The organism is Globicatella sanguinis NBRC 15551 (assembly GCF_001552295.1).
In the GTDB taxonomy this organism is placed as follows: Bacteria; Bacillota; Bacilli; order Lactobacillales; family Aerococcaceae; genus Globicatella; species Globicatella sanguinis.
Genome location: NZ_BCQX01000013.1, coordinates 1 through 13,518, shown reverse-complemented (window position 1 = coordinate 13,518; position 13,518 = coordinate 1). Strand labels below are relative to the sequence as shown.

Below are 13,518 nucleotides of genomic sequence, written 5' to 3'. Positions count from 1 at the left end.
ATAACGATGACTATCAAATTAAGGCATCCGCTAGCCATCGCTAATATTGGGAGTGGCAGACGGAATACAAGTTAATCGTCCCGCATCGTCATGACCACTCTTTTTATTTGAATTCATTGTTGATTGCATGACTCAATTCATTCACAGAATTTAATGAGTACACGATATTATGATAGTAATTCACGCGCTAATTCATAACATCCTGTAATACCGGCATCGTCTTCTAATGCTGGTGGTACGATAAAGCCTTCTAATTCCGGTGTTTCTAAATAACCATTATTGAACTTTTTGAAATTTTCACGAATTAATGGGAATAATTGACGTTGTTTCATCACGCCACCACCTAAAATGAATCGTTCGCAACCTAAAACAGTATAGTAATTATACAATCCTTGCGCAATATAATAAGCTTCCATTTCCCAAGCTTGGTGATCTTCAGCTAAATCAAAACCTTTTTGGCCCCAACGTTCTTCAATTGCTGGACCAGCAGCCATCCCTTCTAAACAGTCTCCATGATAAGGACATTTACCTTCATATTGATCTTCTGGATGACGTCTGACTAACATGTGGCCTGTTTCAGGGTGACCATAGCCACTAACTACATGACCGTCGACAACGACACCGCCCCCAACACCCGTTCCAACAGTTAAATAAATGACATTATCCAATCCTTTGGCTGCCCCTTGTTTCATTTCACCATAAGCCGCCGCATTCACATCGGTAGTCCACGCCATCGGTACATCAAATTCTGCTTTAAAAGCACCTAAGAAATTATAGTTATTCCAGCCTTTTTTCGGAGTGGTTGTAATATAACCGTAAGAAGGCAACTCTTCATTATCGCCTAAAGGGCCGAATGAACCAATCCCTAATGCTTTCATCTCAGGATAATTTTTAAAGAAAGCAATCATTTTTGGTACAGAAATATCGGGCGTTTCAGTAGGAATACTTACTCGCTCAATAATTTGTCCTTCGTTATCAAACATAGCACAAACGCATTTTGTGCCACCTGCTTCTAATGCACCATACATGGTATCACTCCTCATCGATTTTTGAATGTCGAGGTTAGTCCACCATTCGACTGAAAATTTCAATTGTTGCCTCCAACCAGTTTCCATTGATTGAACTAACCCATGACATCCATTTACCATCATTATAATCAATTATTATAAATTTGTGAATGATGAAGTTCACAATTGTCTGTTTTTGTATAAAAAACATAAAAATGAATACAGCTTAAAAACCTTGATATCATAAGGTTTTAGCGCCTTTTTAAATGGCTAAAAATATTTTTGAAACATTTCAAAAATAAGCCCGTTTTAGTTGATTTTTGATCAAATTGAATGAGTTTTTAAGAGTTTTCACCTAGTTTATTCTAGAAAATAATGGGAGTACAATAAGGTTAAGGACTAGAAGTAAAAAAATGAAGGATTTTCGCTTCGTCTTCCAACCCACTCAACCCCTGCGCATTTAATGAATAAGCACTAATTTGACTGAATTTTTCAAATTTATGTTCATCTCGTTAAGACGCAGATTGAGGCCACTCAACCCCTACGCTTTTAATTATCGAACAATCACTTAATTTAATTTATCGAGTTTTGCCCAGCCTCTTCTTAATGCACTGATTACGTCGCAGAATCTGAAAAAATATATTTAAAATAAATACAACCGATTTTTCTATTTTATAGGGTTTTAACTTACAAATACAAAAAATTGAAAGAGCATTTTTAAATTAACTTATTTTTTTAGTAAAATATTTATGTAATTCTTGTTATATTTCAAAGACATAAAGAGTTTTGCTAAACGTTTACAAGACGGTATCATTCTTTACAACATTGTGGTTATATGATAAATTAAAACTATTAGTATCCTGAATAGATCTAAGAAGAACCCATCATTTATCTTACGCTATAAGTTTTATGCATTACTACTAAAATGAACTATTTTATGAGAGCGGTTGTTTAAAAAAATATAATAAATTAAAATCGTTTTTACTGTTTATAGTGTAGTAGTCATTATGATGGGAATAAATTAATAAGATGGAGGTGAGAATACCAGATTCACAATTTTTTTAGAAATATAAGAAATATAAGAAATAAGAGAAGACAGGGAGAAGAAAATTGAAAAAAATATTTAATTTTGAATTTTGGCAAAAATTCGGGAAAGCCTTAATGGGCGTTATTGCTGTTATGCCAGCTGCAGGATTAATGATTAGTATTGGTGGATCACTTCCTCTAATTAATCCAGATATGCAAGCTTTGATTTCAGTTGGAAGTGTGATTGAGAATATTGGTTGGGCAATTATTGGAAACTTACACGTCTTATTTGCATTAGCAATCGGTGGAAGTTGGGCAAAAGATAGAGCTGGGGGTGCCTTCGCTGCCGGGCTCAGTTTTATTCTAATTAACCGAATTACAGGAGCGATTTTTGGCGTAACCAGTGAAATGTTAGCTGACCCAAATGCAGTAACACAAACATTATTTGGAGCAGAAATACCAATTGATGGTTATTTTGTTAGTGTTTTAGAGGCACCAGCTTTAAATATGGGGGTTTTCGTCGGTATTATTGCAGGATTTATGGGAGCTGTTGCTTACAATAAATATTATAATTTTAGAAAACTACCCGATGCTTTATCCTTCTTTAACGGAAAAAGATTTGTACCGTTTGTTATTATCTTATGGTCTTTAATTGTTTCAATTGTATTAGCTATTGTTTGGCCATTTATTCAAAGTGGTATTAATAGTTTCGGTGTATGGATTGCGCAATCACAAGAATCAGCTCCAGTCTTAGCTCCATTCTTATTTGGTACATTAGAGCGTTTATTATTACCATTTGGTTTACACCACATGTTAACTATTCCAATTAACTACACACCTCTTGGAGGAACCTATGAAGTATTAACTGGTGCACAACAGGGTGCTATGGTATTCGGTCAAGACCCACTTTGGTTAGCATGGGTAAGAGATTTAATTAATTTAGACGCTGCTGGTGATACTGCTACGTACCAATGGTTATTAAATAACGTAGTTCCTGCTCGTTTTAAAGTCGGACAAATGATTGGATCATCAGGTATCTTAATGGGTCTATCTTATGCTATGTATAAAAATGTCGATAAAGACAAACTAAAAACACATAAATCAATGTATGTATCCGCTGCTTTAGCTGTATTTTTAACAGGTGTTACAGAACCACTTGAGTTTATGTTTATGTTCGCAGCTATGCCTTTGTATATCGTTTATGCGGTAATCCAAGGAGCAGCATTTGCGATGGCTGATATCGTAAACTTACGTGTTCACTCGTTTGGTAACATTGAATTGCTTACACGTACGCCATTAGCGATTCGTGCGGGACTAGGTATGGATTTAATTAACTTTGTTTGGGTAACCCTTCTATTCGGAATATTGACTTACTTTATTGCAAACTTCTTAATTAAGAAATTCAATTTTGCAACACCAGGACGTAATGGAAATTACGAAGGTGGAGAAGTAGCATCTGAAAATGGAGAGCCTGTAGATGCTACACAACAAGTGTATGATATTATTCACTTATTAGGTGGTAAAGAAAACATTACAGATGTAGATGCTTGTATGACTCGCTTACGTGTTTCTGTTAAGGATATTGATTCTGTTGGAGACGAAAACGCTTGGAAAAAAGCAGGCGCAATGGGGCTTGTGAAGAAAGATAATGGAGTTCAAGCAGTTTATGGACCGAAAGCAGATGTCTTAAAATCTGATATTTTGGATGTATTGAGCTCTAATGCAGCTATTCCAGAACCTAAACTTGATGAAATGGATGAAAAGGAAGTAGTGGCTACAGGTTCAAAAGGACTCACAACAGTAATTTTCCCAGTAGCAAAAGGTGACGTACTTCCGATTACTGAAGTAAATGATGAAGTATTTTCTCAGAAAATGATGGGTGATGGTTATGCAGTAAACCCTTCAACAAATACAGTAGTCTCTCCAGTAGATGGTACAATTCAAAGTGTCTTCCCAACCAAACATGCAATTGGTATTAAAACAGCAAGTGGAATTGACGTACTTATTCATTTAGGAATAGATACAGTTGCATTAAAAGGTGAAGGTTTTGAAATCTTTGTTGAAGAAGGTCAAGAAGTAATTGCTGGAGATAAAATAGCTGAAATGGACTTGGCTTCGATTAAAAAAGCAGGAAAAGAAACCACTATCATGGTTGTGTTTACGAACTTGACAGAAAATCAAGACTTTGAGTTCATTCAAACGCATGATATCTCCGAAGATACAGAGATTGGTCGAGTGAATGAAAGAAACATTGGTTAGAATGGAGAAATAAATTGAACGTTTTAACACTGAATACTCATTCATGGATGGAAGAAGATCCAGAATTAAAATTAAGACAAATCGTTGATTATATCGCCAAAGAAGATTTTCAAATTATCGCTCTTCAGGAAATTAATCAAACAATGGAAGCGAAAGAAATTGTGGATGATTTATTTACCCAAGCTTCTGGAGAAATGTATCCTGTTGCTATAAAGGAAGATAACTTTGCATATCTCATCGTTCAGTTGCTAAAAGAGCGTGGACTTCATTACTATTGGAGTTGGACAGCCAATCATATTGGCTATGATGTGTACGATGAAGGTGTGGCTATTTTATCCAAAACACCTTTCAGTCCAGAAAGTTTCTTAGTGTCTGAAATATCGGATTATGCGAATCACTACACCAGAAGAGTTCTAAAAGGTAATGTAAGCCTTGAAGGTAAAGAATGGGTAGTCTTTTCATGCCACTACTCTTGGTGGTTAGATCCATCAGGTGATCATTTATTCAAGTATGAATGGGATAATACGCTTCCTCATATTGAAAAAGAGAGTCAGAAGACTCATCTTTTTATGGGTGATTTCAACAATGAGGCAGATCTTAGAGACAAGGGCTATGACTATATCAAAACTACGGCTCCTCAATTAAAAGATGCTTATGTTCAGGCAGAAGAAAAGATTGGATCTGCAACCGTTTTGAGTGATATTGACGGATGGGAAGGCCATACGGATGAAAAAAGAATCGATTATATCTTTACGGATTACCCGGGAGAAGTTAAAAATTACCGAGTTGTTTTTGATGGCAAAAAAGAACCCATCGTGAGCGATCACTTTGGAGTAGCAGTCGAATTTAATTAAATATAATGAAGAAACCCGCTAGCAGAAATCTGCTAGCGGGTTTTTGAGTATCTATTAACTTCACTAATTATTAAATATCTAGCCAGGCACCTGTAAAGAAAGTAAGGATAAGTGGGATTGAAATTAAAATTGAGTTATTAATCCTGGATAATTCATCACCGATTGTAATCGTAAAATTAAAAACAATCGTTGTTTGATACTGTTCATTTAATTGCTTCATAATCTTATTTAATTGATCTTGTGATTGTTGACGTTCCTTAATGGACTTTGACTCAATGACATCGCCAATCATTGCGATATATTGCATAACCTCACCTCTTTTTGTCTGTTATAATAGACAAAATATAAATTGTCTGTTTAAATAGACAGTTTGATTATAATCGTCGGATTCGTCTCTGGCTAATAATACATTGAACCTCTCGTGATCCGTCCCTGTCTATCAATACATTGAGCCTCAAGCCATGCATTCCTATCTAACAATACATTGTGCCTCACCGCTTAATTGCCAAATCAAGTGAGACTTTAATCGATTAAATGCCTTTTAATGCAGCATACAAGGCTGTATTAGGAAGCAACTTTCTAAAATCTTCTTTTGATAATTTAATCGGGATGCCATTTTGTTCTAAAATATGTGCTCTAGGTAATTCGGATTGATGATCACGAATAAATTGAATTAAGCTCGAACTGTTGCCAATGCCCTTTGTACTATGTGGCGTAGCCCCGACGATTAAATCTGAATATTTTGTTGAATAATAACAAGTGGTAATATCAAAATGTTTCATTTCATCATAGGGAATCCATTCATAAGCATCTCTGGCTAGTCCGTATTCTTTTAAGAGCCCTGGTAAATGCTTCTCACGGAAACCTCCATCGCCACCTTATATGAGTAGTTTCGCATTATCACTAAAATAATATGTCGCTGGCTCTAAATCTAATTGATTATGCGCCAATTGGTCTTGCACTTTGGTTTCCATTAATTTTGCTTCAACTGCTAATTGATGTTGCTTCTCAATTTCAATATCAACGGTTAATTTTGATATTTTCTCATTACCAAATCCTACCTGACTAATCGGTTGATCGAGCATTTTGGCTAATTCAGCTTGCGCTTGTTCTAACTCGCTTTCTAATTCAGCAATCCGATGCGTATAGCGTTGAAACTCCTCACGCAAAATGTTACGACGAATAGTCAATCGTTGAATCTGCTCTTTAAATAAAGTATCAAAAGCCGTCGGATTCCAGACAATCGGTAAAATTTTAGTTGGAGAAATCTCACTTAAATACCGAACCGGTTGGTCACTACCAACAAATAAACTCAAGGTCTTACGCGCACGCGTCATCGCCACAAAGACTAAACGTCGCTCAACATCAGTATCCGTTTCTTCAATCGCATCCGCAAAGATGGCATCATCCATCTCCGCTAAAATCACATGGTCAAATGAGAGACCCTTCATGGAATGAAAACTCGAAACGACTACTGGTGTCTTCCCTGTGTCTTTACTCAGATTGGTTTCATACGCAATGCCAGCTTTACTCAATGCCTTTAATACCCGAAATTTAAAGGCCGTTGTCTTACGAAACCCGATGCAAATCCGTTCATTAGGATAATCGGATAGAATCTCTTTTATCTTTAATAGAATATGTTCTAATTGGCTTTGTTCATTGCGTAATAAGAAAAGTTGCGGACGATTACCTTCATCTTGGGTCTCGGTAATATCTTGCGAATATTCTTGACGTGAGGCTTCATTGACCACATATTCAAATTTTAAAATCGAATCGGCAGCTTCAAATATTTGCCTTGTATTTCTAAAATTGCGTTGCAGTTCTAATGGTCTAAATTTTGAACCTACCACGCCAATCCAAGTGAAACGTTTGCCATAAATGGATTGCGCCACATCGCCAATATAAATTATTTTATCTTGCGTAATTTGTTGTAAAGCACGTATCCAAGTCTTCGGCATATCTTGCACCTCATCTAAAATAAGATGCTTTACAGTGGGTGATGTGTCATGTTCTGCAATGAATGCTAACACTAAATTACCAATATCTGAAAAATCATAATCATTGTTTTTAGCGAGTAGTGCTTGGTACTGTTCAAATAAGTCAAACACATACTCTCGGTCAAGATTACCGCGCCCGCGTCCTATTCGGACTGCTTGTAAATAATCCGCACGCTTCTTCAAGCCATTGCCATAAATAAAAGCAAATTCAGCTTCCATAAACCTGACACTATAACGATTGGTATCGAGATGACTTTCTAAAAAGGCTCTTAACTTTCGCGAAGCAAACTTCACTTTCCCACCATTTTTGCGAATAAAGTCACTCAATACACGGTGAACGGTCATCACTTTAATATCATCCAAATAATAATCCTGACGGATATGATTGACCAAGGCATTGGTAAAAGTTGTTAAAACAATCGGTAGACGTTCGCCATCCAGTGGGAGTGCTAATTCATCTTCTTCAGCCAAACGATTGGCGATACTAATCGCCACTAAAGTCTTACCACTACCGGCTGGCCCTTTAATTGCGGTCTCTTTATTTTGTAGTGCTTGATCCACGACTTTTAATTGTTGTTGCGTTAAAGTATATACTTGTCTCCCCATCATCAACACTCCCATCTATAAAATATTAATCGCTTTCACATCTTAATAGTAGCTAATTTTAAGACTTTATTCAATGCTTTAAGTAATGATTCAAAATAAACTCAATGGGAATGATTTGAATGCTGTCACAAAGATTCAATGGAGATTACTTAGTGAAAAACGTAAGGGGAAAGGGAATTGAAGGGCTGAAAGCGTGTCATAACCAGATTGTTGATGATTAAAATACTGTGAGGAAGATCAAATGTCCCATTAATTAAAACGGTAGATTTAGATAGAAAAAGTGCACTGCCTGTCAATTTCGAATCACTTCTGCATTGTTTACATAAAAATAAAAATAATTATCGAAAATCGATTCAATATAGCCATTTTTTATTGGAAAACTGTCCGAAATGAACAGGTAAATTAAATTCAAAAAGATAGTGAAATGGAGATAAGAAAATTTGTGGGTTTCACAATAATAAAAGAAAGGGAGTAGGCAAAAAGTAGAAAATTAAATAATTTTCGCTTCGTTTGTTCATCCCCGCACAGTTGAACAGAACTCAAACAAGTCTTTAAGACGTAGGTTGAGACCCCTCAACCAATGAGCTTATAATTCATGAGCAATAATTCGCTTGAATTTATCAACTTTATCCCTAACCTCTTTAAAATAAAGGTTGAGACCAGTCAACCTTTGCACATAAAAGATATAGATAGATCTTTTTAAAGTTTCTGCCTAGCCTCTTTCTAATGATTATATCATTATCAATGCGTTTATTACATTAGACGAAGACTTTAAGCAAATTAACTAAATTAAATAAAATTTTCAAGAATAAAAAAATCGTTATCTCCAATTAACGTAAAAAGCAAATTGATGATAACGAATAGCATACTATTTATATTAATCTATTTAACAACTGATAAATTCTATTTGTCTTTCTTGAAAGCCTTTTTTATTTCATAGGCAGAATAAACATTGTAAACAATCACTAAAAAAAGAGATAGATAAAAAATTATATTTAACCAAGTAAATACTTTTTGTTGGGCTTGAATAGTATCATATATACTTTGTATTAGCCACACTGAACAGAAAATTGCTGTCAATCCATACAGACGACTTTTAGAAGCTTCATTTAATTCTTTTCCCATTTCTTACCCACTCCTTTCGTTGTAAAAAAATTAGTTTTTAGTCTTTTTGGTATAAATATCTATTGCAACAGCAAGTAATAGAACTAATCCTTTAATTGTTTGAATTAATGCTGAATCTACCCCCATAATTGACAAACCTTGGTTAATAACTCCAATCACAGCAGCACCAATTACTACCCCTGGAACGGTCCCCACACCTCCTGTTACCGCAGTACCACCTACGAAACAAGCTGCGATAGCATCCATTTCAAATGAATTACCGGTTGCAGCAGAGGCAGAACTTAAGCGTGAAAGCATCGCAATGGCTGCAATTGATGATAAGAATCCCATATGTACATACAATAGAAAATCGACTTTCTTGGTATTAATCCCTGATAACATTGCTGCACGACGATTTCCACCAACTGCATAAACATGACGGCCAAAAACAGTATTATTTAAAATAAAGTTATATAATACTACTAATACTCCAACGATAACTAGCATAATTGGAATACCACCTTGTACAGCATTACCTGAAGAAGCAAATAAATAGGTTAAAGCCCCGATAATAACAGCAGTTATTCCAATTTTTGTATAAGTTGCAGATAAAGGTTCTACATCTAAGCCAACTAAAAATGCTTTTTTACGATTTCTAAATTGCTTATAGGCATAAAATAGTATTAATGATATTCCCACAACTATAGTTAAACCATCATAAGGTCCCCAAAAGCCAAAAATGTTCGGTAAATAATTTGCTGCAATGGCATTAAAAGATGAATCATTTACAGGAATTGAAGCATTAATCATAGTAGTTGCCAATCCACGGAATACCAGCATACCCGCTAAGGTAGTAATAAAACCTGGAATCCCCACATAAGCTACCCAAAATCCTTGCCAAACACCTATTAATAAGCCTATTAAAATACCAATTAATATCGATACAAACCAATTTACATGCATGTCTTGCATCAATAATGCAACACAACCACCAATAAAACCTACTAAAGATCCAACAGACAAATCAATATGTGTTGCGATAATTACCATTACCATACCAATAGCTAAAATTACAACATAAGCATTTTGTTGAACTAGTTGTACTACAGTATTTGGGTGTAGCAATAATCCACCTGTTAAAACTTGAAAAACTGCAATAATAACTATTAGTGCTCCAACAATACCATATTGACGGCTATTTGATAATAGTGCCTCTAAAAATCCTTTTTCATGTTCATTTGCTGATTCTACAGCTGATTTTGTTTTAGTTCTCATTTTATGCATCCACCTTTAGTTTTTCTTTAGTCATACCTTTCATGAGATATTCTTGAGTAAATTTCTCTTTTGGTACATCATCCGTAATAACACCTTGACTAACTGTATATATTCGATCGCAAATACCTATTAATTCAGGCAATTCAGACGAGATGACAATAATTGCTTTTCCTTCGTCTGCTAATTTATTAATAATTTCATAGATTTCATATTTTGCACCAACATCAATTCCACGTGTTGGTTCATCCAAAATAAGGATCTCTGGATTAGAAATAACCCATTTAGATAATACAACTTTTTGTTGGTTACCACCTGATAGATTTGATACTTTTTCTTCAATGGAGGGTGTTTTTATACGAAATTCTTTTCGAAATCGTTCAGCCACAACACGTTCAATATTAAAATCCATAACACCATTTTTAGAGTGTTCTTTTAGAGAAGCAAGAATAGCATTTTCCCGAATATTTTGTAATAAATTTAGTCCATATCCTTTACGATCCTCAGTAGCATAAGCCAATCCGGCGGCAATCGCTTTTTCAACTGTGGAAGTATCAGTTTCTTTCCCATGAATAAATACTTTACCCGAAATATTTGATCCATATGCCTTACCAAAAATGCTCATTGCTAATTCGGTACGTCCAGCACCCATAAGACCAGCAATCCCAACAATTTCTCCTGATCTAGCATTGATACTTACATCATCAACAATAATACGTTGTTGATCTAAAGGATGATGAACTGTCCAATTTTCAGTTCTAAAAATTTCTTCACCAATATTTGATTTATGGTCAGGATATAAATTAGTCAATTCACGACCAACCATTGCGGCAATTAGACGATCTTGATTTAGTGGTTCACTTTCTGTATTAGTCATATAACCGACTGTTGATCCATCTCGGATAACTGTAACATTATCTGTTATTTCTTTTATTTCATTTAGTTTATGAGAGATAATAACGGAAGTCACATCATGGTTGTCACGTAGATCTCTAAGAATATCCAATAAGTGAGCAGAGTCTTCATCGTTAAGAGCAGCTGTTGGTTCATCTAATACTAATAATTTAACGTTTTTGGATAATGCCTTTGCAATTTCAACCAACTGTTGCTTACCTACTCCAATATCCATGATTTTTGTCTCTGGACTCTCCATTAAGCCAACTCGTCCCATCACTTTAATTGCATCTGATCGAGTACGCATCCAATCAACAATGCCATTATGTTGCTTCTCATTTCCCATGAAAATATTTTCTGCAATTGACAAATAAGGGCTTAATGCAAGCTCTTGTTGAATAACTACAATACCTAACTCCTCTGAATCTGATATATTTTTAAAAGTGCATTGTTTTCCTTCATAAACAATATTTCCTGAATAAGTTCCATATGGATACACTCCAGAAAGTACATTCATTAAAGTAGATTTTCCTGCACCGTTTTCACCACAAATGCCATGTATTTCACCACGTTTAATATTTAAATTTACATTAGAAAGTGCTTTAACAGGACCAAATGTTTTGGTAATATTTTGCATTTGAAGAATATAATTAGATTCCTGGAGATTTTCATTTTTACTCATTATTTATACACCTACTTTTCTATAAGTAAATCTAACCGATATCATTAACAGTATTATAAGATTTGGGCCAGAATGTAATAAAAAAATTACAAACTAGCCCTAAAAAATTTTTTATTCAATAATTGGGGCCTTAATATTTTTTTGATATTGTTCCTCTGTTATAAAACCAGTTTCAACAACATAATCTAGTCCTTTTTGGTCTCCAGTTGGTTCTTTAACTAATTCATCAGATTGCATTAACCAAGTTGGAACATCTTTTTTTCCATTATTCAGTGGTTCTTTATCTGAGGTAGGAGTTTTTCCTTCTGAAATTTCTTTAATTATATTTGTTGTTTGCTCAGCAAGTAATGATACATTTTTATATACCGTTTGGGCTTGAGCACCATAGTAAATATTTGTAATGGCAATATCCATACCATCTTGTCCCGTAATCACTGGCCATGCAGATTTGTTTGTAGGATTTGTTGCATCAAAAGGAATAGAAGGAGACATATCTGGGCGCGCATTTTTGATAGACTTCATAACACCAAGTGAAATAGCGTCATATGGTGAAAGAACCGCTGCTAGAGGTTGATCTCCTAGCTTCGTCATAATCGCATCCATTTGTTTTTGCGCTTGAGTCTGATCCCATGCATGTACAGAGATTTTTTTCCAATCTTCTACTTTAAAATCTTTTGTAGCAATTCCTGATGGATCTACAAGCTGACCAGATTCAAAATATGGTTGAAGTAAATCCCACGCTCCTTTAAAGAAATATGGTGCATTATTATCATCATCAGATCCTGCAAATAAAGCAATATTATATGGTGTATCTTTTCCACCACCATTTTCTAAATCAAGTTTTTCGATAATTGTTTCAGCTTCTAAAATACCTGTACGTTCAAGATCAAATGTTACGTAATAATCTACAGCTTCTGTATTCATAATAAGACGGTCATATGCAATTACAGTTGCTCCTCCATCTTTAGCTTGTTGAACAGCTGGTCCAACCGCAGTACCGTCTACTGAAGCTACAACTATAGCTTTTGCGCCTGAAGAAACTAGATTGTTAATATCAGTTGATTGTTGAGAAGGAGAATTATTTGCATATGCTAGTTGAGTTTTAAAACCAGCAGCTTCTAATTCTTTAACTAAATTTCCACCATCAACATTCCACCGTTGGTCTGCTTTTGTTGGCATTGAAATACCAATTAAATCACCTTCCTTAAGAGAACTAGTAACGTTTTCTCCTCCACGTGTGGTTGGACTACACGCTGCTAAACTAGAAACTAATGCCAGACTCGTAATCATCATTCCTGCTTTTTTGATAAATTTACTTAATTTCATCTTTTACACCTCTAATTTTAATTATTGCTGAATAGTAAAATAAAACAGACATAAAAAAGTGAGCCGTTTTCTTCAACATAAACTTTTATAGAAGAATATATTCTTTCATTGGTATGCGCTTACAATTTAATTATAAACTTTCTTGATAATTTGTCAACACCTCTTTCGATTTTTTTAAAATTTGTATGTACAACAATTTGAAAGGGCAAATTTCAAGTTTAAATTAGCCATCATTAAAACAATCAAACGAACTGGCCACGGTTATACTAATTTTAGACGTTTAAGATTAAGAGCACGCTATATTTTGTTGAGTAAGAACTGCACCAATCAAAACTATCGCCCTTTATATTTTAGTCAAGAAAAAGAATCAAAGACAGAGAAAACCGCATAATTAGAATAAAACGGCGAGGCTGGGCAAAAAGTCTCAAAAATAACCGAGAAACATTTCAAAAAGATGAGGTGTTTCTCGGTTTTTACTAATTTTAAGAAAA

The 13,518-nt window shown here is 34.8% G+C and carries 10 protein-coding genes; 2 read left to right on the top strand and 8 right to left on the bottom strand.

Annotated elements, in window-relative coordinates:
• Nucleotides 1-167 precede the first annotated feature (167 nt).
• Nucleotides 168-1,028, bottom strand: coding sequence for an ROK family protein (locus GSA01S_RS01945; RefSeq protein WP_066124307.1), 861 nt, complete (start codon nt 1,026-1,028; stop codon nt 168-170).
• Between the two features lie 1,089 nt (nt 1,029-2,117).
• Between GSA01S_RS01945 and GSA01S_RS01940 the strand changes: the two genes are divergently transcribed.
• Together GSA01S_RS01940 and GSA01S_RS01935 are read left to right on the top strand one after the other, a co-directional pair.
• Nucleotides 2,118-4,292 carry a PTS transporter subunit IIBC gene (locus tag GSA01S_RS01940; protein ID WP_066124306.1) on the top strand — a complete coding sequence of 725 codons (2,175 nt, stop codon included), beginning with the start codon at nt 2,118-2,120 and terminating at the stop codon, nt 4,290-4,292.
• 14 nt (nt 4,293-4,306) lie between these two features.
• Nucleotides 4,307-5,146, top strand: coding sequence for an endonuclease/exonuclease/phosphatase family protein (locus tag GSA01S_RS01935; RefSeq protein ID WP_066124304.1), 840 nt, complete (start codon nt 4,307-4,309; stop codon nt 5,144-5,146).
• A gap of 70 nt (nt 5,147-5,216) precedes the next feature.
• On the opposite strand, the gene GSA01S_RS01930 is transcribed toward GSA01S_RS01935, so the two are convergent.
• The 7 genes from GSA01S_RS01930 to GSA01S_RS01900 form a co-directional block, all read right to left on the bottom strand.
• A complete protein-coding gene (locus GSA01S_RS01930) occupies nt 5,217-5,453 on the bottom strand; it encodes a SatD family protein (protein ID WP_066124303.1) in 237 nt (78 codons plus the stop codon).
• A gap of 223 nt (nt 5,454-5,676) precedes the next feature.
• On the bottom strand, nt 5,677-5,928 hold the full coding sequence (locus tag GSA01S_RS01925) for a hypothetical protein (RefSeq protein ID WP_066124301.1): 252 nt from the start codon (nt 5,926-5,928) through the stop codon (nt 5,677-5,679).
• A gap of 96 nt (nt 5,929-6,024) precedes the next feature.
• The gene (locus GSA01S_RS01920) at nt 6,025-7,764 is read right to left on the bottom strand and encodes a 3'-5' exonuclease (RefSeq protein ID WP_083513149.1); all 1,740 of its coding nucleotides are present in this window, start codon (nt 7,762-7,764) and stop codon (nt 6,025-6,027) included.
• Between the two features lie 888 nt (nt 7,765-8,652).
• Nucleotides 8,653-8,874 carry a hypothetical protein gene (locus tag GSA01S_RS01915; RefSeq protein WP_066124297.1) on the bottom strand — a complete coding sequence of 74 codons (222 nt, stop codon included), beginning with the start codon at nt 8,872-8,874 and terminating at the stop codon, nt 8,653-8,655.
• Nucleotides 8,875-8,904: 30 nt separating this feature from the next.
• Nucleotides 8,905-10,128 carry a multiple monosaccharide ABC transporter permease gene (gene mmsB / locus GSA01S_RS01910; protein WP_066124296.1) on the bottom strand — a complete coding sequence of 408 codons (1,224 nt, stop codon included), beginning with the start codon at nt 10,126-10,128 and terminating at the stop codon, nt 8,905-8,907.
• A 1-nt stretch (nt 10,129) separates the two neighbouring features.
• Nucleotides 10,130-11,701 carry an ATP-binding cassette domain-containing protein gene (locus GSA01S_RS01905; protein WP_217994623.1) on the bottom strand — a complete coding sequence of 524 codons (1,572 nt, stop codon included), beginning with the start codon at nt 11,699-11,701 and terminating at the stop codon, nt 10,130-10,132.
• Nucleotides 11,702-11,812: 111 nt separating this feature from the next.
• On the bottom strand, nt 11,813-13,027 hold the full coding sequence (locus tag GSA01S_RS01900; protein ID WP_066124295.1) for a substrate-binding domain-containing protein: 1,215 nt from the start codon (nt 13,025-13,027) through the stop codon (nt 11,813-11,815).
• Nucleotides 13,028-13,518 lie beyond the last annotated feature (491 nt).